This window comes from Flavobacterium pectinovorum, assembly GCF_900142715.1.
GTDB lineage: Bacteria > Bacteroidota > Bacteroidia > Flavobacteriales > Flavobacteriaceae > Flavobacterium > Flavobacterium pectinovorum.
Window position 1 is genome coordinate 25,501 of sequence record NZ_FRBX01000005.1, and the last position, 18,586, is coordinate 44,086.

The following is an 18,586-nucleotide window of genomic DNA, read 5'->3' on the forward strand; positions in this document are numbered from 1 at the left end:
AATGGAAGATTATTCATTAGAAAAAAAATTCAGCAAGTTTATTGTTGCGGTTTCAATTATAATTCCGGTAGTGGTAGCTATCTTATTTGGAGTAAAATTAAAAGATTTTGGTTTTAATGTTGAACCGTTATCCTTTTTACCTCCAATTTATGCTACAACGAATGGTATTACTGCTATCGTTTTGGTTTGGGCAGTAATCGCAATTAAAAATGGAAAACGTAAACTTCATGAACGGTTAATGACTTTTGCTATTTCGTTATCAGTTGCTTTCCTGGTTATGTATGTAGCTTACCATATGACCTCTGATTCTACCAAATTTGGTGGAGAAGGAATTATTAGATATGTATATTTCTTTATTTTAGTAACTCACATTTTATTATCTATTGCAATTATTCCCTTGGTGTTAATAACGTATGTAAGAGCACTTGCAGAAAATTTTGACAGACATAGAAAAATAGCAAAAATCACTTTCCCGCTTTGGTTATATGTTGCAGTTACAGGCGTAGTGGTTTATTTAATGATTTCTCCTTATTATGTATAAAATAGAAAATAGAATAAAGAATAAAGAAAATAGAGTGGAAGGCAAATTTAAAAGTTCTCTTTTATCAAAATGCCTCTATGTTCTATTCTCTATTTTCTTTTCTCTGAGTGCAAACGCTCAATGTGCGATGTGTCGTGCTGCGCTTGCAGGAGATTCAAATGTTAAAAAAGCAGAAGCTGTAAATGATGGAATCGTTTACTTAATGGTGATTCCGTATTTATTGGTTGCAGTTATTGGATATCTGATTTACAGAATGTATCAATCTAAAAAGAAAAAAGCAGTATAAATTTTATACTGCTTTTTTCTTTTTAGATTATTTGATATTTCTATTTCAATCCATCAACCGAAACATTTACCGTTCCGTTTATCTTTATAAAAGCAATAATAGCCTGATTGGTTAACTGGATTTTATCAAACTGAATATCTTCCATTTTTCCATTAACAAAAACTCCGGGTAAAGGGGAATAGTTTTTAAGATAAGCTGCCATGTTTTTTTTGCCTTCTTCTAAATTTGGCTGTATCGAATAACGACAGCTTTCTTCCATTTTTTTTAGGATATAACCTTGTCCTAACCAACTGGCAGTACGCATTAGTTTGCTTTTGGTGTCTAAAACATAATCTAATTTGTCGAAGTAAATTTCTTTGGTTTGAACATTATATTGTGGAACTCCGTTTAAATAAAGCGTTCCATTTACAGATCCTAAAACATCTAATGCAATTACCATTTTGCCATTTTTATGCCAGATCGTAACGTTTTTAACGGTGATTTTTTTGCTTCCCGAACCAAATTCCTGACCAGCAAAATTGTTTGTCATTATTTTTGATGCATCGGCATAAGTGGAAATAGCAGCAATATTAGCTGAAATTTGATTCGGAATTTTAGCTACAGGTTTTAAAACAATTTTACTGGCATTGAATTTAGATTCAGGTTGTTTTCCGATAATAGTTTCCATATTGCACTTCATTCCCATGTCTAATAAAAACAAATCGTTTTTAAGTTTTGCATTGGTCGAATAAACTTCAACCGGAACAATGCGCAGCCAGCTTTCATAAGTATCATTCATTTTAAATGGAGTACAGATTTTTTCTAAAGCAGATAAAACATTAGGTTTAAAATCCATAGATTTTTCGATGGCATCGTCGATGCTTTTTTCAATTTTCGATTTGAAAATAGAAATTGCAGGATTTACCAAATAGGTAATAGGCATGTTTTTTCCAAAAACTGTCATGGTTGGGCTTTCACTCCAATCGAGAGATTTAAACTCTGTTTTTGTGTTTAGTTTCCAATTGGTTAAAGCCACTTCACTTGATAAAGTAATTACCCCATTTAAGTTGAACTCGCGTGTATCATAAAGTTCTACCCCTAGTTTTTTGGTGCCAATGCGATATTTAATTGTGGCTTTTAAGGGTAAAATAGTTTTTATTTTTTTATCGGGATTTGCTGCATCATTTTGAATTTTTATTGGAGCCTGTTTCCAGATTTTCATTTCAATATCATCATCTTCAATATTATTGTCTTCGAAAATTAATCCATTTAAAAGTGTATTCGTCTGATTTTCGATATCATGAAGTTTTACGGTTATTGGTAAATTAATAAATGATGGGTTTGCATCGTACACTAAAGGACTTGCGTCGTCTGGTTCTGGTTTTAATGTTTCTAATTTTTGAGATGTTGAACAGCTAACAAGTGTTGTAAGTGCTATAAATACTGATAGTATTGAAGAAAACTTCATCGTTAAGATTTTTTTAGTAATGCAAAATTAAGAAAACAATTATATTATTATGAAAAAGTGTAACATTTGATAATAAATTGAGTCTTATTGAAATAGTATCGCACAATTATTAACTTTTTATTACCATAAAATACTTAATAAAAATATTATTATTGTCTTAAAATTTAACAATATCATGATCGAAATCAAAGATTTGCATAAGTCCTATAAAATGGGAAGTTCTACGCTGCATGTGTTAAAAGGAATAAATTTTAATATAGAAGAAGGCGAGTTAGTTGCGATTATGGGATCTTCGGGATCTGGAAAATCGACACTTCTTAATATTTTAGGAATTTTGGATGAGGCCGATTCTGGTAGTTATATTTTAGACAAAACACCAATAAAAAAACTAAACGAAACGATAGCTTCAAAATATCGAAATAAGTTTTTAGGATTTGTTTTTCAGTCATTTAATCTGATTAATTATAAAACTGCTCTTGATAACGTAGCGATGCCTTTATATTATCAGGGAATAAAAAGAAAAGAACGCTACGAAATTGCCATGAAATATTTGGAGAAAGTAGGTTTAGGATCTCACTCACATCATTTACCAAACGAACTTTCCGGGGGGCAAAAACAGCGTGTAGCGATTGCAAGGGCTCTGGCATCAAATCCAAAAGTTTTGCTGGCCGATGAACCAACAGGTGCTTTGGATACTAAGACTTCGTATGAAGTTATGGAACTTATTCAGGGAATTAATGACGAGGGTAAAACCATTTTGATCGTAACCCACGAACCTGATATTGCTGCAATGTGCAAAAGAAATGTGGTCCTGAAAGATGGATTAATTATCGATGATAAAAAGGTAGAACAAGTTAGAGCTTCATCTTATGTTTAATATAGAGCGTTGGCAGGAAATATTTGAGGCAATTTCTAAAAACCGGTTAAGAACATTTCTTACCGGGATTTCTGTGGCTTCGGGTATTTTTATTTTAGTGATTCTGTTGGGAGCCGGAAAAGGACTTCAAAACGGAATTGAAAAACAATTTGAGCGCGATGCAGCCGGAATCATTGAAGTTTGGTCTGGTACAACTACAAAAGAATATAAAGGATTAAATCCCGGAAGACAAATTCAGTTTCGCAATAGCGATTACTCACAATCAGTTCAGAAATTTGATGACAAACTCGATTTGCGAGCGTCGACTTTTAATTTTTGGGGTGCCAATTTTACCTATGGTAAAGAATCAGGAAGTTATCAATATAGAGGTGTAGATCCTGATTATGGCGGAATTGAAAATCTTACAATTGTTCAGGGACGATTTGTAAATGCCAAAGATTTGGCTAATAATGAAAAAGTCGCGACTATTGGAATGAAGGTAAAAACAGATCTGTTTAAAGACAGTGATGCAATTGGAAAAGAAATTTTAATTAATAATATCAACTTTAAGGTAATAGGAGTTTTTACAGATCCGGGTGGAGAGAGAGAAGAGACAAGAGCTTATTTGCCTAAAACGACTGTGCAGAGAACTTTTGGCGGAGGAGATAAAATAAGCAATTTGTTTTTTACTTTAAAAAAGACAAATAATTATGATGAAGCTTTGGCGCAATCTGAAAAATTTACTCAGGATTTAAAAAATTTACTTAAGAGTAAAAATGTTGTTGCTCCCGAAGATGATGGTGGAATAAATGCCTATAATTCGGTTAAAGACGCTAAACAGTTTTATGATTTAAACTTATATATCAGATTGTTTTTTTGGTGGGTTGGTATTTTTACCATAATTGCAGGTGTTGTGGGTGTAAGTAATATCATGCTTATTGTTGTAAAAGAACGAACAAAGGAAATAGGTATTCGTAAGGCCTTAGGGGCATCTCCATTTTCGATAATTTCTATGATACTTCACGAATCAATTTTTATAACCACTATTGCTGGTTTTACAGGTTTATTGGCAAGTTTGTTATTGCTGGAGTTTGTAGGGCCGATGGTGCAGAGTGAATATTTTAGAAATCCCGAAGTAGACTTTAGTGTGGCTTTAACAACACTTGTTTTACTTGTATTTGCAGGAGCACTGGCAGGATTTTTTCCTGCATACAGAGCAGCCAAAATAAAACCTATTGTAGCACTTAGAGACGAATAACTATGTTTAATAAAGATAATTGGGACGAGATTTTACAGGCTTTAACAGCAAATGTTTTCAGAACGATTTTAACTGCGTTTGGTGTCTTTTGGGGAATATTTATCCTGGTAATTTTACTGGCTGCAAGTAAGGGGCTGGAAAACGGTGTAAAAAAAGGTTTTGACGGAATTGCCACAAACACCATGTTTATGTGGAGTCAGACAACATCAAAAGCATATAAAGGATTACCAAAAACACGTCGTTTTGACTTTAGAAATAGCGATGTTCCTGCTTTAAAAGCGGCGTTGCCAGATTTGCTGTATGTTTCTCCAAGAAATCAGCTGGGAGATTTTAACGGTACTAATAATGTGGTGCGAGGAACTAAAACTTCTTCTTTTACAATTTATGGTGATTATCCGGAGCTGATCAAACAGCAGCCTATGGATATCATTAAAGGACGTTTTATAAATCAGCAGGATATTAATGATAAAAGAAAAGTTGCCATTATTGGTAAAGGAGTTATTAGTGAACTTTATGGTAAAGAAGAAGAAACAATAGGCAGTTATGTAAAAATAAATGGCATCAATTTTATGGTTGTTGGAATTTACAATTCTAAACAGCAAGGCGGAAATGCAGAACAGGAACAAAAAAATATTTTTATTCCGTTTACTACTTTTCAACAAGCATTTAATTATGGTGATAAAGTTGGCTGGATGGCCATTACAGCAAAAGATGAAACTTCGATTACAGACCTAAAACCCAAAATTTTAGAATTAATTAAAGCACTGCATTCTGTAAATCCTGCAGATGACAGAGCTGTTGGAAATTTTGATTTATACGAGCAGTTTAATAAAGTGCAAAGTTTGTTTAATATATTAAAAATCATTGCTTATTTTGTAGGAACTTTAGTGTTGATTTCAGGAGTGATTGGTATTTCGAATATCATGCTTATTGTAGTTAAAGAACGTACCAAAGAAATTGGAATTCGCAGGGCTCTGGGAGCAACGCCAGCAGCGATTCGCGGACAAATTTTATCAGAATCAATATTCCTGACTATTATTTCCGGTATGTTTGGAATTGCTTTTGCAACCGGGCTTATAGCACTTTTAAATATGGCTTTAGATTCGATGCCACCGGGCAGTGATACCATGTTTGCGAATCCAAGTGTTGATTTAGGAGTTGTATTTGTTGCTTTATTAATATTAGTGGGATCTGGTTTATTGGCAGGATTTATTCCGGCTCAAACCGCAATTAATGTAAAGCCCGTAGATGCTTTACGAACAGAATAAAATTATCAATCAAAAATAATCGAATTAAACCAAAACAAAATGAAAAAAGGAGTAACTGTAACCATTTTAATTTTTATTGCTATAGTTTTCTTTGGCGCGCTGTATTATTTATACGCTAAGAATCAAGAGTCTCCAATTGTATTTAAAACGGAGAAAGCAGAAATTAAAACGATCGTAAAAAGTACAATTGCGACGGGTAATATTCAGCCTGATGAAGAGGTTCTAATCAAACCAAACATTTCAGGAATTATCGAGCAGGTTTATATTAAAGCAGGCGAAAAAATCAAAGCCGGAGATATGATCGCAAAAATCAGGGTTGTTGCCAATGTATCCAATGTGAGTTCTACTCAAAATCAGGTGCAAACTGCTAAAATTGCTTTAGACAATCAGGAAAAAATTTATAAAAGACAAAAAACATTGTTTGATAAAGATGTTATTTCTGCCAATGATTTTGATGCCGCACAATTGGCTTACACACAGGCAAAACAAAATTATCAGGCTGCTAGACAAAGTCTGGATATTGTAAAAACAGGGACAACAACATCTTTAGGAAGTTATGCAAATACCTTGATTCGCTCAACAGTAAACGGAATGGTTTTGGCCGTTCCTGTAAAGGTGGGTAATCAGGTTATTGAAAGTAATAACTTTAATGAAGGAACAACAATTGCCAGCGTTGCTGATGTGGGAAGAATGATTTTTATTGGAAAAATTGACGAGTCTGAAGTTGGAAAAATAAAAGTTCAAATGCCAATTGAAATTACAGTTGGAGCTATTGAAAACAAAAAATTCACAGCTGTTCTTACTGATATTGCGCCAAAAGGAGTAGTAGAAAATGGTGCTATTCAGTTTGAAATTAAAGCCTCTTTAGAAAATAAAGATGCTACTTTTATCAGAGCAGGCTTAAGTGCAAATGCTTCTATTATTTTAGAAAAAGCAGATAAAGTTTTGGCCATCAAAGAATCATTGGTGCAATTTGACAAAAAAACACAAAAACCTTATGTTGAAATAGAAACTGCTCCACAAAAATTTCAAAAAAGAGATTTAGTTTTAGGAGTTAGTGATGGAATTTATGTTCAGATTAAAAGTGGAATTAAAGCTTCGGATAAAATTAAAATCTGGAATCAGGGTTTGATTACTGAAGGCGAAGGAGAAAAAAAATAATCTGAAAGTGTAAAGGTTCTTTTGGTTTTTAAAAAATGTTAAATTTGCGTAGTGTCTTTGCTATGCTTCATCTTAAAAATATGAAAATAAATAAATATAATAGTCTGATTGTTGCTTTGTTATTTGGGTTAGGTTTATCTGCTCAGACACAACCAAAGCAATGGACACTTGAAGAATGCGTGAGATATGCATTAGACAATAATATCACAATTAAACTATCTGAGTTAGATGTAAAAAGTGCTGATATTGATAAAAAAGGTGCTTTAGGGAGCTATCTTCCATCAGTAAGCGGGAGTGCTTCACACTCTTGGAATATTGGTTTGAACGTTAACCCGGTTACCAATATTGCTACAACTCAAACCACACAGTATTCATCATTAGGCGTAAACGCTGGTGTTGATATTTACAAAGGTTTACAAAATCAAAATGCTTATAGAAGAGCTAAACTTTCCATAATTGCATCGCAATATCAATTGTTGAAAATGCAGGAAGATATTTCGTTGAATGTTGCTAATGCGTTTTTAGAAATTCTTTTCAACAAAGAAAATTTAAAAGTAAAAAAAGAACAATTGGCGATTGATGAAAAACGATTTGCAAGATCTGAAGAAATGGTCAACGCAGGAACAATTCCGCGTGGCGATTTGTTTGATTTGAAAGCGACAGTGGCAACAGATCAGCAAGCAATTATTGTTGCCGAAAATAGTTTGTTAATTTCTAAATTGAGTTTGGCGCAGCTTTTACAACTTAAAGAATTTGCAGATTTTGATGTAATTGACGACACCAATGCTAAGGATGAGAATAATATCATGGCACAAACCCCAATTGATATTTACAATAAAGCCAAAGAAATAAGAACCGAGGTGAAATTAGCACAAACGAATCTTGAGATTGCAGAAAAAAGTGTTGCAATTGCAAGAGGAGCTTATCAGCCAACACTTAGAGGTTTTTATCAATTTAGTACCAGTGCCAGTTATAGTGACAGACTTACAGGAGTTGATGCCAACAATAACCCTATTTATGTAGCTCCGGATCCTGTTTTGGATCAGTTTAGTGATAATAAAGGACATAATTTTGGTTTTCAATTGAATGTTCCAATTTTTAACGGATTTTCTGTTAGAAATAATGTTGAAAGAAGTAAAGTAACTTTAGAGAAATCTAAAATAGATTTAGAGCAAAAAAGTTTAGATTTGCAACGTAACGTTTATACCGCTTTTACAGATGCTAAAGGAGCTTTGAATGCTTATGAATCTTCTACTGTAACTTTAGAAGCCAGACAGCAGGCATATAACTATGCAAAAGAAAAGTATGATGTAGGTTTGATGAATTCATTTGATTTTACACAAGCACAGACATTGCTAACAAACGCACAGTCAGATGTTATCAGAACGAAATACGATTACATGTTCAAAATAAAAATACTTGAATTTTACTTTGGAATTCCAATTGTTCCAATTATCGCAAAATAATTTATTATGTCAAAAAAAACAGTTTATTTCTTAGTCGGAGGAGCAATAGTTGTCATTGCAATATTAGTTGGTCTTTCGAAATCAGGAGTAATAGGAAATAAAGATGAAGGTAAAGAAGTAGAAATTACAAAAGTAATTGCCTCAACTATTGTCGAAACAGTTTCGGCAACAGGTAAAATTCAACCGGAAATCGAAGTTAAAATCTCACCTGAAGTTTCAGGTGAGATTATTTTATTAAATGTAAAAGAGGGTCAAGTTGTTAAAAAAGGTGATTTATTAGTCAAAATAAACCCGGATTTATATACCTCAAGTTACAATCGTTCAGTTTCTAATTTATCTGGAAGTAAAGCCGGATTAAGCCAGTCTGAAGCATCTTTTAAAGAAGCAAAAGCAAGCTACGAACGTAATAAGGTATTATATGATAAAGGTGTTATTTCAAAATCTGACTGGGATAAAGCCATAGCCTCTTTTGAAGTTGCAAAAGCCACTAAACAGAATGCTTATTTTACGGTTCAAAGTGCTTCTGCATCTGTAAATGAAGCAAAAGACAATCTGGGACGTACAACAATTTACGCTCCTGCAGATGGAACAATTTCAGTATTAAATGTAGAGTTAGGCGAACGTGTTTTAGGAACGCAGCAAATGGCGGGAACAGAACTTTTAAGAGTTGCCAACCTAAACAATATGGAAGTTGAAGTTGATGTAAATGAAAATGACATCGTAAAAATAAAAATTGGTGATGAAGCAAATGTTGAAGTGGATGCTTATTTAAAAAAGAAATTCAGAGGTGTTGTAACCAGTATTTCTAACTCGGCAAGTACAACTTTAACATCAGATCAGGTTACAAATTTTAAAGTAAAAGTTAGAATTTTAAAAGAATCATATCAGGATTTATTAGAAGGTAAGCCAAATACATATTCTCCTTTTAGACCAGGAATGACAGCTACAGTTGATATTATTACAAAAACAAAAACGAATGTTTTGGCAGTGCCAATTAGTTCTGTTGTAGTAAAATCTGATACAACGGCAGTTAAGGATTTTAAAGTAGAAGATCCAAACGAAGATAAAAAAGCAACTCCGAAAAGCGATAAAAAATTCGAATGTGTTTTTGTAAAAGTAGGCGATAAAGCTAAAATTAAAATCATAAAAACAGGTATTCAGGATGATACCAATATCGAAGTAATGTCTGGTTTAAAACCTGGAGATGTTGTTATTACAGGTCCTTATACAACTGTTTCTAAAGAATTAAATTCTGGAGATAAAGTAAAGCTTAAAAAAGCCGAAATACCTAAGAAATAAACATTTTTAAAGGATTTTGTCGTCTGGATACAGTATAAAACAAACACGAATTTCACGAATTGTCACTAATTTGTTCGTGAAATTAATTCCACAAACTAACCATTAAAATTTGTGTAAATCTGTGAAATTCGTGTTTAAAATTAATCTATATCTTTGTTTTTCATACCAGAAAGCTCAGCTTTATTAAATATAATTAACTTTTAAAATATAAATACATTGTCTTTTATTCTCAATATCGAAACAGCTACAAAAAATTGTTCAGTATCCATTGCAAAAAATGGAGAGACTATTTTATGTAAAGAAATTGCAGAAGAAGGTTATTCACACGCCGAAAAACTGCACGTTTTTATTGAAGAAATAATTGCAGAGGCCAAAATCTCAGTTCAGGATTTAGATGCAATTGCAGTAAGTCAGGGGCCAGGATCTTATACCGGTTTACGAATTGGAGTTTCGGCAGCAAAAGGATTGTGTTTTGCTTTAAATATTCCGTTAATTGCTGTTGATACTTTGCAAACTTTAGCATCTCAGGCCAAAGTCTCTGATGGAAAAATAATCCCGATGCTTGATGCCAGAAGAATGGAGGTTTACAGCGAGATTTTTAATGCTAATTTGGAAATTGAAAGAGAAATTCAGGCAGAAGTTATTGACGAAAATTCATTTGCAGCTTTTACTGAAACGATTTATTTTGTTGGTGATTGTGCCGAGAAATGCAAACAGGTTTTAACAAAAGAGAATTTTGTGTTTTTAGAAGATATCAAATATCCCTCGGCTTCGGCCATGAGTAAAATCAGTTTTGATAAATATCAAAAAAGCGACACTGTGGATGTCGCTTATTTTGAACCTTATTATTTAAAAGATTTTATGATGGCACCTCCATCAAAAAAATAATAAAACCTTTTTATTTTTGAAGTGTAAACGGCTGGATTGCAATTCCTGCTTCGTCCAAAGCTGTTTTGCAATTTTCTAAAGTTTCAGAAAAAACAGCTCCGTAATTTGCATTTGTTGCCCAAGGACGTACGGCAAACTCTACAGAACTTGTAGTCAGATTTTTAACAAAAACTTCTGGTGCGGGCATTTTTAGCACTTTTGGGTTTTTATTTAAAATATCTAACAAAATATCTTTTGCTTTTTTTATGTCAGAATCATAAGAAACAGCAAAAGTCAAATCTGCTCTTCTTTCCCCCTGCATTGAATAGTTAATAATTGTTCCGTTGGATAAAGCGCCATTTGGCACAAAAACCGTTTGGTTATTCCCCGTAAGCATTTTTGTTACAAAAATCTGAATTTCAAGAACCGTAGCAATAACGCCTTGTGCTTCAATAGTGTCTCCAACTTTAAAAGGTTTAAAGAGAATAATAAGCATTCCACCGGCAAAATTAGAAAGCGAACCTTGCAATGATAAGCCTACTGCAAGACCCATGGCTCCTAAAATAGCAACAAATGAAGATGTTTCAATTCCGAGTTTTGAAATAAATGTTATAAATAATAAAACGCGTAATGCCCAAAGCAATATATCAGCAAGAAATTTTGTTAATGTAGGGTCCAGATTTCTCTTAATCATTACCTTTCTAATGATTCGGTTAATCAATCGTATGGCATATAAACCAACAAATAAGATTAAAATTGCTGAAATTAATTTAGGAGAATAGTCGAGTAATACCTCGATAAATCTGGTGGCGTAATTGCCAATCTGGTTCGAATTGATGTCCATTTTATAAGAATAAAAAAACCTTCCCAAAAGAGAAGGTGGTATTAGATTTTGCAAATATATAGATATTTCCTTTTATAAGAAATAAATGTCGATTGTTATTCTGTCGCGGGTTTCTTATTGATAATTTCTTCTGTTGTAGTTGTTGTTTCTTCGCTTAAATCAACAATAGTTTTTGTAGTCGTAGTTTTAGCTTCACCGGTAAATTCACTAGCTTTTTCTTTTACAGAATCAATCACATCACTAATTGATTCAGAGGCTTTTTCAACAAATTCGCTTGCAATATCTTTAGCCTGACTGACATACTCTGTGGCACTATCAATTATTGGTTCTGAAACTTCTTTTGCTTTTGCAAAAGATTCTTCAGCAAAAGTCTCCGCTTTATTGATTAACGGGGCGGCTTCTTCTTTTGCCTGCTCAAAAGCGTCTTCTGCTTTATTAGCTAAATCAACACTTGTTTCTTTGGCTGAGCCAAATAAATTCTTAAAAAATGAAGTTAATCCCATAGTTTTCTGGTTTTGATTAGTTTAGAATACAATATTAACCAATTTTATTACACTATGATATTAATTTAAAAATAATTTACTGATAATTAGATAGATACAAATAAAAAAGCATCCCAATTGAGATGCTTTTTTCTAACTATAATAGTTATAATTATGCGTTTATAGCTTCAACTTTAATTGCTTCATCATTTAGCATGCTTTTCAGCATATTTTCGATTCCGCTTTTTAGAGTAAAAGTAGAGGATGGACATCCGCTGCAAGCTCCCTGCAAAATTACTTTTACTGTTTTATCATCTTCATTATAAGAGTCAAATGCAATATTTCCGCCATCGGCAGCAACTGCAGGTTTTACGTATTCCTCTAAAATGTTAATGATTTGTTGTGAAGTAACATCTAATTTATCAAAATTTTCATCTTTTGTAACATCATTTTTTGTAGTAACTTCAATTAAATTTTCATCTAAAACAGTTCCTCCATTTTCAATAAATTGTTTAATGAATGTTCTTACTTCTAATGTAATTTCCTGCCAGTCGTTGATGTCGTATTTTGTTACCGAAATGTAATTTTCATCGATAAAAACTTCTTTTACATAAGGAAATTTAAATAATTCTTTTGCTAAAGGAGAAGAAGCCGTCTGATCGATATTTTTATATTCAACCGGATTTTTAGTCAACATTCTGCTTACCACAAATTTTAATGCCGATGGGTTTGGAGTTGTTTCTCCATAAACCGTAATGGGCTGTTTTTTTGTTTTGGTTTCGTCAATATTGATAATTACGCCGCCTTTTTCTACAAAAGCTTCAATTTGCTCCGCAACAGCATCTTTTACATCATCCCATTCTACAATGCTATATCTTTCTATAGCTATAAAGTTTCCGGAAATATAAACCGTTTTTACAAACGGCAAATAAAATAATTGCTGTGCCAATGGTGATGCCTGGGCTTCATCAATATTTTTGAATTCAAAATTTTGATTTTGGGTAATAAAATCCTCAAATTCAAATTTTAAAATAGTCGGATTTTGAGTCTCCTTTATAGTGATTTTCGTCATGATTTAAATTTTTACAAATTTAGTAAAGTTATTTTCTACTAATACCTATATTTGATTTTTTAATAAAATAATTAAGACTCTTTTCAAATTAATCGTACTAAAATTCCAGAGTCTCTAATTTATTTCGATACGACTACCTTTATTATGTTTAAAATCAGAGTTTTATATTTGGTCTTTTTAACTTCTTTTTTTTGTTATTCTCAAGAAGGGCTGCCTGTTTATTCTGATTATTTGTCGGATAATTATTATTTAATTCACCCTTCGATGGCTGGTGCGGCGAATTGTGCCAAGATAAGATTGACCGCGAGAAAGCAATGGTTTGGTCAGGATGAAGCACCTTCACTTCAAACGTTAAGTTTTAATGGAAGAATTGGCGAAAGATCAGGAGCCGGAATTATTGTTTTTAATGATAAAAACGGATATCATTCTCAAAAAGGGCTGAAACTTACTTACGCACATCATATTATGTTTTCGAGAGATGAAATAGATTTGAATCAGCTTTCGTTTGGTATTAGTGGGGGAGTTATTCAAAATCAATTGGATGAAACACAATTCGGAACTACTTTTGATCCTATTGTTTTTGGTGCGATTCAAAAAGATTCTTATTTTAATGTTGATGTCGGGGCTTCCTATAACTATATGGATTTTTATGCTCATGCGACTGTTCAGGGTTTGCTTGAAACCAGAAGGGAAATCTATACAGATTATGAAAGCGATAATTTAAGAAAGTTTTTATTGAGCGTAGGATATGTTTTTGGTAAACACGAAAACATTACCTGGGAACCTTCTGTTTTGTTTCAGTTATTTGATCAGACAAAAGAGAAATCTCTTGATATGAATTTAAAAGCATACAAGAATATGGACTTTGGAAGTCTTTGGGCGGCATTGTCGTACAGAAGAAGTTTTGACGGCGCGCAATACAGTTTAGGAAACGGCGTACAATCTCAAAAATTGCAATATATAACACCAATTATAGGTGTAAATTATAAAAATTTCATGTTTGCTTATACCTATTCGCAAGTTACGGGAGATGTGAAATTTGATACAGGTGCTTATCACCAGATTACTTTAGGAATCAATTTATTTTGTACAAAGGAACGTTACGATTGTAACTGTCCGGCAATTAATTAAAACTTTTTTATTATGCTAATTAAATCTGTAAACGGAAAATCTCCGGTAATACCTGAAGATTGTTATGTTGCCGAAAATGCAACTATAGTAGGCGATGTTACTTTTGGTGATTCCTGCAGTGTTTGGTTTAATGCTGTAATTCGTGGTGATGTTCACTTCATTAAAATAGGAAATAAGGTAAATATCCAGGACGGCGCCATTATTCATTGTACTTATCAAAAACATCCAACCATTATTGGAAATAATGTTTCAATTGGTCACAATGCAATAGTTCACGGGTGTACGGTTCATGACAATGTTTTAATAGGAATGGGCGCTATTGTAATGGATAATTGCGTGATAGAAAGTAATTCTATTGTTGCTGCCGGTGCTGTTTTAACTCAAAACACGGTTGTAACTTCAGGAAGTATTTGGGCAGGAGTTCCGGCCAAAAAGGTAAAAGATATAGACCAATCCGATTTTGCAGGCGAAATTGAGCGAATTTCTAATAATTACGTTATGTATTCAGGATGGTTCAAGAATGAATAAATTCCAAAAAATAAAAATTCCAAATTCCAATCAGAAAGTTCAAACTTCAATTGGAATTTGGAATTTATTTTTATTTTGGAATTTTAAACTTTATAAGTTGATCCTTTCAAAAAAACTATTTTTATAGCTTTCACTAATCGGAATTCGTTTGTCACTTATCAAAACTTTATTTTTCTGGATAGATTTGACGTGTTTTATATTGATGATATAAGACCTGTGAATTCTTGAGAAGCCTTTGCTGGAAAGCAGATTCTCTAATTTGATTAAACTAATTAAGGTTAAAGTAAATTTATTATCTGTAGTATATATTTTTACGTAATCTTTTAAACCTTCGATGAATAAAATATCAGCAAAATTCATTTTTACATTTTCGTATTCAGCCCTGACAAACATAAAATCCTGTTCTAATTCCGGAACTGTAGTGGTTTCGGAAATGGCCTGAGATGCTGCTGTTGGGTTGAAAATTTGCTGTGCTCTTACTACCGATTTTAAAAAGCGATGAAACGGAATTGGTTTTACCAAATAATCAACTGCGCCCAGATTAAATCCTTCAACAGCATAGTCTGAATAGGCAGTTGTAAAAATAATTAATGGCTTTTTTTCAATAGTATTCAAAAATTCAATTCCCGAAAAATGGGGCATCTGTATATCCAGAAAAATCAAATCTATATTGGTTTGATTGATGAAGGAAACGGCGTCAATCGCATTGTTAAAAGTACTTACCAATTCTAGTGAATCTACTTTTCGAACAAAATCTTCTAATAATTCAACCGCTAAAGGTTCATCGTCTATAATTACACATTTCATTTGCTCGGAATTAGATTTTTAAATTTGTTTTGGCAGTCAAAAGTAGTTTCAAACCAGTGAATTAAGTTTTAAAATTATCATAAATTACCTTTCTATTATCATAAAATTATGCTTTTACAGTAATGGTTTTACTTAATGTGTAACCATCTGTCAAATTACCTGTTAAAGTACCTAATTCATCAGATAAGCTGTCTGAAAAAACATTGTCTGATGTGTTTGAAGTGTCAGCCTGACCATGAGAAGCATAATTTGTACTTGAATATACTTCACTGGCAACATTTTCAGGAAAAGCGATTTGCGTTACCAATAATGAAGAGCCTGAAGCACTTAAAACTTCAACATGTATATGTGGAGCACGACCTTGATACCAGCCTGGAAAAATTGAAATAAACGAAACTTCTCCATTTGTGTCTGAAGTTTGTCTTCCTCTTAAAAAATGGACAGACGTGTAATCTGTTTGCTGCATGGAAGTTCCTCCGTATTCAGAATAATTTCCGTCTTTATCACAATGCCAAACATCAACTAAAACACCTTCTAATGGTGCACAATCTTTGCTTTGGTTTTCAATAGTTAAATTGATCAGCAATGCAACTCCAATTCGGTCTGATTTTATATTTTCTAAAACTAGCTGACTTGGTGTTTTTATAGGGAATGGTCCTTTGGTTTCAGAAGGAGATACTGTACAGCTTCCATCGGCAGAAGTGTCTGTACCATCGTCGTCATTGTCGCTTTTAGAACAAGATTCTAATATTTTTGTAGCTGTTGCTAATGAAGCAATTCCTAAAATACCATTTCGAATGAATTTTTTTCTATCCATAATCCTTAATTATTGACTTATTGCAGTTTGAATTTTATCTAGTTTTAAATTTAAGTGCACGCGGTAATATTGATTGTCTTGTGTAATGGTAAGTTCGTGCGCATTTGGGTAAAGCAAATCTAATCGGTTTTGAATATTAACTAGCCCAATTCCTGAATTGTCAGGATCTTTAACATAATTTTCAATGGTGTTTTCTATCCAGAAATCAAGATTGTCATCTAATATAAAAACCTTAATTTTTACATGGGCCGCTCCTTTATAATCGGTTCCGTATTTAAAAGCATTTTCTACAAATGAAATTAACAGCAAAGGCTCAATAAATTTATTTTTGGTATTTCCGTGAACATTTATAAAAATGTCTTCGATATCATTAAGGCGGAGCTTTTGTAATTCGATGTAGTTTTGAATGTAATTGATTTCTTTTTCTAAAGCCACCGTTTTATTATCAGTTTCATACAGCATATAGCGCATTAATTCTGATAATGTCACGATGGCATCAGGGACCAAATCAGATTTCTTGTGTGCCAATGAATAAATACTGTTTAAAGAATTGAATAAAAAGTGCGGATTGGTTTGTTTTCGCAAATAAATTAATTCAGTATTTGTTCTATGTGTTTCGGCAATTAATTTGTTTTGTTGGTTGTTATAAAATTCAGTTAATGTTTTAATGATTGCGCTAATAGTAATAATTAAAATATAGAATAGAGAAGGTCCGATTTTAAAAAATAGTGGCTGTCTTCTGGTCATCACTACATGTCTTCCGTCTTTAATAAAATCCTCAGCATAACGAGGCATCATTTTAGGAGGCAGCATATTGGCTGGTCTTACATGATTAAATTCAGGAATAAAATAATTGATCCTGATAACCATAAAAACAAAAATAAGAGCAAAAACGAAGACGAAATACAGCCAGTATTTTTTTTCTAAAAGTAGGGCAGGCACCAAATAAAAATAGTTGAGATAGAACAAAATAATTCCCGTTGCCCATTGTACATAAAAATCGTTATTGATTCTGAAAGGGCTTTCATAAAATTGAATCAATGATGTCAGTATAAAGAAAGTCCATATAATACTATGGAACAAAATTTTGTTTGAGCTGGTATTTTTGATGCTGCCTATGTTCATTTAGAATTTTATTTTTAATAAAATTAAATCATTTTTCGTTACTGTTGGCGAATTGTTCTCTTTGAGTTTTTGCGCCACCAGATTTCCTACTTTTAATGCATCTTCTTCTGTCGAAAAACTTTTTGTATCGTTTATAACAGGAATAATAGATTGTTTGATTATTGTTTTGTTTTTATAAGCAATTGAATATCCCCAACCCGAAGTTGTTTTGAAAGATTCAGTTTTAAGTGTTTCATTTCTTGTGCAGGCTGTAATTTGCAAAAGCAGAAAAAGAAACAATAAATTCTTCTGGATTTTACTCCAGAAGAATTGTTTTTTCATATTAATTATCATCGTCATTTTGTTCCTCTAAAGGTTTGAACTCCCATGCATCATCAAAATAAGTAGTACCTATTCTTCCTAACATGTAGAAACCTCTGTTGTTAATTGCAAAACCAACAGCGTCAGTTCTTGTAGCACCTTCCATTGGCGTTCTTTCTACCCAAAGATCTGTTGTAGGATTGTATTCCCAAACTGTTTTTACACTTTCACCACCAACAACATAACCTAAATTGTTCATAGAAAAAGCTGAGGCATTTGAACGAACAATTGCATAATCATCATTGAATGAATCATCATCGTCATCATCCTGATCGATATCTCTTTTACGAGTCCAGACATCTGTAGCTGGATCAAATTGCCAAAAATCTTCCTGATAAACACCATTGTTGATTCCGGTAGCCAGATAAGCTTTATTATCAATTATAAAAACGGTAGCATTACGCCTTTTGTTTCCGCTAAAACCATTTACAAGTGTCCAGGTATTTGCCTGATCATCGTATTGATAAAAATCTTTCAAATAATTTCCATCATAACCAGTTCCAATATAAGCTTTTCCGCCTACCTGAAAACCTACCGCTGCGTAACGTGCTGTACCTGCAAAATCAGTTTTTTGAGTCCATGCATTACTTGTTGGGTCGTACTGGTAAAAATCTTTCAGTTTATTTGTTCCGTCATAACCAATTCCAACATAACCTTTATCGTTAAGCGTAAAACTAGAAGCTGAACTTCTTCCTATACCAATAAAGTCTGCTTTTTGTTCCCAATAGTCACCAGTTGAATTGTAAGCCCATAAATCCTTTAAATACTCATCTCCTGTATAGCCTGTTGCTATATAAGCATAATCACCAATAACAAAACTAGTGGCACTAGATCTTGCTGGTCCATCAAATGCTGATTTTTTAATCCAGTTTCCTATTAAATCATCATCGTCATCACTACTACAGCCTATAAAAAAGAGGCTCGATAATAATGCCGCGAATAATATTCCATTTTTTAAATTATTCATCATA

At 32.8% G+C, this 18,586-nt stretch carries 20 protein-coding genes; 11 read left to right on the forward strand and 9 right to left on the reverse strand.

All coding sequences use genetic code 11. The features are described 5' to 3' along the window. Position 1: 1 nt before the first annotated feature. Both BUE22_RS16925 and BUE22_RS16930 read left to right on the forward strand, forming a co-directional pair. Positions 2-541 carry a DUF420 domain-containing protein gene (locus BUE22_RS16925; protein WP_073396821.1) on the forward strand — a complete coding sequence of 180 codons (540 nt, stop codon included), beginning with the start codon at positions 2-4 and terminating at the stop codon, positions 539-541. Continuing rightward, a complete protein-coding gene (locus tag BUE22_RS16930; protein WP_073396824.1) occupies positions 534-827 on the forward strand; it encodes a hypothetical protein in 294 nt (97 codons plus the stop codon). The genes BUE22_RS16925 and BUE22_RS16930 overlap by 8 nt, the downstream gene beginning before the upstream one ends. A gap of 40 nt (positions 828-867) precedes the next feature. Here the strand turns inward: BUE22_RS16930 and BUE22_RS16935 are convergent, their stop codons facing one another. Then, entirely contained in the window at positions 868-2,274 is a 1,407-nt protein-coding gene (locus BUE22_RS16935) for a DUF4403 family protein (RefSeq protein ID WP_073396827.1), read from the reverse strand. A gap of 175 nt (positions 2,275-2,449) precedes the next feature. Here BUE22_RS16935 and BUE22_RS16940 point away from each other — a divergent pair, with 175 nt between their 5' ends. From BUE22_RS16940 to tsaB, 7 genes are all read left to right on the forward strand, one after another. Beyond that, positions 2,450-3,151 carry an ABC transporter ATP-binding protein gene (locus BUE22_RS16940; RefSeq protein ID WP_073396830.1) on the forward strand — a complete coding sequence of 234 codons (702 nt, stop codon included), beginning with the start codon at positions 2,450-2,452 and terminating at the stop codon, positions 3,149-3,151. Continuing rightward, positions 3,144-4,388, forward strand: coding sequence for an ABC transporter permease (locus tag BUE22_RS16945; RefSeq protein WP_042565659.1), 1,245 nt, complete (start codon positions 3,144-3,146; stop codon positions 4,386-4,388). The genes BUE22_RS16940 and BUE22_RS16945 overlap by 8 nt, the downstream gene beginning before the upstream one ends. Before the next feature lie 2 nt (positions 4,389-4,390). Continuing rightward, complete coding sequence (locus tag BUE22_RS16950) at positions 4,391-5,656, forward strand: ABC transporter permease (RefSeq protein ID WP_073396832.1); 1,266 nt, start codon at positions 4,391-4,393, stop codon at positions 5,654-5,656. Positions 5,657-5,695: 39 nt separating this feature from the next. After that, positions 5,696-6,817, forward strand: a complete 1,122-nt coding sequence (locus tag BUE22_RS16955) for an efflux RND transporter periplasmic adaptor subunit (protein ID WP_042565661.1) — start codon at positions 5,696-5,698, stop codon at positions 6,815-6,817. Positions 6,818-6,897: 80 nt separating this feature from the next. Then, positions 6,898-8,283, forward strand: a complete 1,386-nt coding sequence (locus tag BUE22_RS16960; protein ID WP_042565662.1) for a TolC family protein — start codon at positions 6,898-6,900, stop codon at positions 8,281-8,283. 6 nt (positions 8,284-8,289) lie between these two features. Beyond that, the gene (locus BUE22_RS16965) at positions 8,290-9,582 is read left to right on the forward strand and encodes an efflux RND transporter periplasmic adaptor subunit (RefSeq protein ID WP_073396835.1); all 1,293 of its coding nucleotides are present in this window, start codon (positions 8,290-8,292) and stop codon (positions 9,580-9,582) included. A gap of 216 nt (positions 9,583-9,798) precedes the next feature. Next, positions 9,799-10,470, forward strand: a complete 672-nt coding sequence (gene tsaB, locus BUE22_RS16970; RefSeq protein ID WP_042565664.1) for a tRNA (adenosine(37)-N6)-threonylcarbamoyltransferase complex dimerization subunit type 1 TsaB — start codon at positions 9,799-9,801, stop codon at positions 10,468-10,470. Between the two features lie 10 nt (positions 10,471-10,480). Here tsaB and BUE22_RS16975 read toward each other — a convergent pair whose 3' ends face one another. The 3 genes from BUE22_RS16975 to BUE22_RS16985 all read right to left on the reverse strand — a co-directional run bounded on the left by BUE22_RS16975 (position 10,481) and on the right by BUE22_RS16985 (position 12,847). Continuing rightward, complete coding sequence (locus BUE22_RS16975) at positions 10,481-11,293, reverse strand: mechanosensitive ion channel family protein (protein ID WP_042565724.1); 813 nt, start codon at positions 11,291-11,293, stop codon at positions 10,481-10,483. A gap of 95 nt (positions 11,294-11,388) precedes the next feature. Then, the gene (locus BUE22_RS16980; protein WP_073396838.1) at positions 11,389-11,796 is read right to left on the reverse strand and encodes a hypothetical protein; all 408 of its coding nucleotides are present in this window, start codon (positions 11,794-11,796) and stop codon (positions 11,389-11,391) included. Positions 11,797-11,947: 151 nt separating this feature from the next. Further along, positions 11,948-12,847 carry a NifU family protein gene (locus BUE22_RS16985; RefSeq protein WP_073396841.1) on the reverse strand — a complete coding sequence of 300 codons (900 nt, stop codon included), beginning with the start codon at positions 12,845-12,847 and terminating at the stop codon, positions 11,948-11,950. 144 nt (positions 12,848-12,991) lie between these two features. On the opposite strand from BUE22_RS16985, the gene BUE22_RS16990 reads away from it, so the two are divergent. Further along, entirely contained in the window at positions 12,992-13,978 is a 987-nt protein-coding gene (locus tag BUE22_RS16990; protein ID WP_042565667.1) for a PorP/SprF family type IX secretion system membrane protein, read from the forward strand. A 12-nt stretch (positions 13,979-13,990) separates the two neighbouring features. Next, the gene (locus BUE22_RS16995) at positions 13,991-14,506 is read left to right on the forward strand and encodes a gamma carbonic anhydrase family protein (protein ID WP_042565668.1); all 516 of its coding nucleotides are present in this window, start codon (positions 13,991-13,993) and stop codon (positions 14,504-14,506) included. A 90-nt stretch (positions 14,507-14,596) separates the two neighbouring features. On the opposite strand, the gene BUE22_RS17000 is transcribed toward BUE22_RS16995, so the two are convergent. From BUE22_RS17000 to BUE22_RS17020, 5 genes are all read right to left on the reverse strand, one after another. After that, on the reverse strand, positions 14,597-15,313 hold the full coding sequence (locus BUE22_RS17000; RefSeq protein ID WP_073396845.1) for a LytR/AlgR family response regulator transcription factor: 717 nt from the start codon (positions 15,311-15,313) through the stop codon (positions 14,597-14,599). A 106-nt stretch (positions 15,314-15,419) separates the two neighbouring features. Then, complete coding sequence (locus tag BUE22_RS17005; RefSeq protein ID WP_073396848.1) at positions 15,420-16,130, reverse strand: dioxygenase family protein; 711 nt, start codon at positions 16,128-16,130, stop codon at positions 15,420-15,422. Positions 16,131-16,139: 9 nt separating this feature from the next. Next, the gene (locus BUE22_RS17010) at positions 16,140-17,255 is read right to left on the reverse strand and encodes a sensor histidine kinase (RefSeq protein WP_073396851.1); all 1,116 of its coding nucleotides are present in this window, start codon (positions 17,253-17,255) and stop codon (positions 16,140-16,142) included. Beyond that, entirely contained in the window at positions 17,256-17,576 is a 321-nt protein-coding gene (locus BUE22_RS17015) for a DUF4907 domain-containing protein (protein ID WP_243396786.1), read from the reverse strand. Between the two features lies 1 nt (position 17,577). Then, a complete protein-coding gene (locus BUE22_RS17020) occupies positions 17,578-18,582 on the reverse strand; it encodes a Kelch repeat-containing protein (protein WP_073397340.1) in 1,005 nt (334 codons plus the stop codon). Positions 18,583-18,586: the final 4 nt, after the last annotated feature.

Bases quoted from the DNA above. Each gene is read 5' to 3' on its own strand.
- BUE22_RS16925 (WP_073396821.1), top strand. From the start codon at position 2: ATGGAAGATTATTCATTAGAAAAAAAATTCAGCAAGTTTATTGTTGCG.
- BUE22_RS16930 (WP_073396824.1), top strand. From the start codon at position 534: ATGTATAAAATAGAAAATAGAATAAAGAATAAAGAAAATAGAGTGGAA.
- BUE22_RS16935 (WP_073396827.1), bottom strand. From the start codon at position 2,274: ATGAAGTTTTCTTCAATACTATCAGTATTTATAGCACTTACAACACTT.
- BUE22_RS16940 (WP_073396830.1), top strand. From the start codon at position 2,450: ATGATCGAAATCAAAGATTTGCATAAGTCCTATAAAATGGGAAGTTCT.
- BUE22_RS16945 (WP_042565659.1), top strand. From the start codon at position 3,144: ATGTTTAATATAGAGCGTTGGCAGGAAATATTTGAGGCAATTTCTAAA.
- BUE22_RS16950 (WP_073396832.1), top strand. From the start codon at position 4,391: ATGTTTAATAAAGATAATTGGGACGAGATTTTACAGGCTTTAACAGCA.
- BUE22_RS16955 (WP_042565661.1), top strand. From the start codon at position 5,696: ATGAAAAAAGGAGTAACTGTAACCATTTTAATTTTTATTGCTATAGTT.
- BUE22_RS16960 (WP_042565662.1), top strand. From the start codon at position 6,898: ATGAAAATAAATAAATATAATAGTCTGATTGTTGCTTTGTTATTTGGG.
- BUE22_RS16965 (WP_073396835.1), top strand. From the start codon at position 8,290: ATGTCAAAAAAAACAGTTTATTTCTTAGTCGGAGGAGCAATAGTTGTC.
- BUE22_RS16975 (WP_042565724.1), bottom strand. From the start codon at position 11,293: ATGGACATCAATTCGAACCAGATTGGCAATTACGCCACCAGATTTATC.
- BUE22_RS16980 (WP_073396838.1), bottom strand. From the start codon at position 11,796: ATGGGATTAACTTCATTTTTTAAGAATTTATTTGGCTCAGCCAAAGAA.
- BUE22_RS16985 (WP_073396841.1), bottom strand. From the start codon at position 12,847: ATGACGAAAATCACTATAAAGGAGACTCAAAATCCGACTATTTTAAAA.
- BUE22_RS16990 (WP_042565667.1), top strand. From the start codon at position 12,992: ATGTTTAAAATCAGAGTTTTATATTTGGTCTTTTTAACTTCTTTTTTT.
- BUE22_RS16995 (WP_042565668.1), top strand. From the start codon at position 13,991: ATGCTAATTAAATCTGTAAACGGAAAATCTCCGGTAATACCTGAAGAT.
- BUE22_RS17000 (WP_073396845.1), bottom strand. From the start codon at position 15,313: ATGAAATGTGTAATTATAGACGATGAACCTTTAGCGGTTGAATTATTA.
- BUE22_RS17005 (WP_073396848.1), bottom strand. From the start codon at position 16,130: ATGGATAGAAAAAAATTCATTCGAAATGGTATTTTAGGAATTGCTTCA.
- BUE22_RS17010 (WP_073396851.1), bottom strand. From the start codon at position 17,255: ATGAACATAGGCAGCATCAAAAATACCAGCTCAAACAAAATTTTGTTC.
- BUE22_RS17015 (WP_243396786.1), bottom strand. From the start codon at position 17,576: ATGAAAAAACAATTCTTCTGGAGTAAAATCCAGAAGAATTTATTGTTT.
- BUE22_RS17020 (WP_073397340.1), bottom strand. From the start codon at position 18,582: ATGAATAATTTAAAAAATGGAATATTATTCGCGGCATTATTATCGAGC.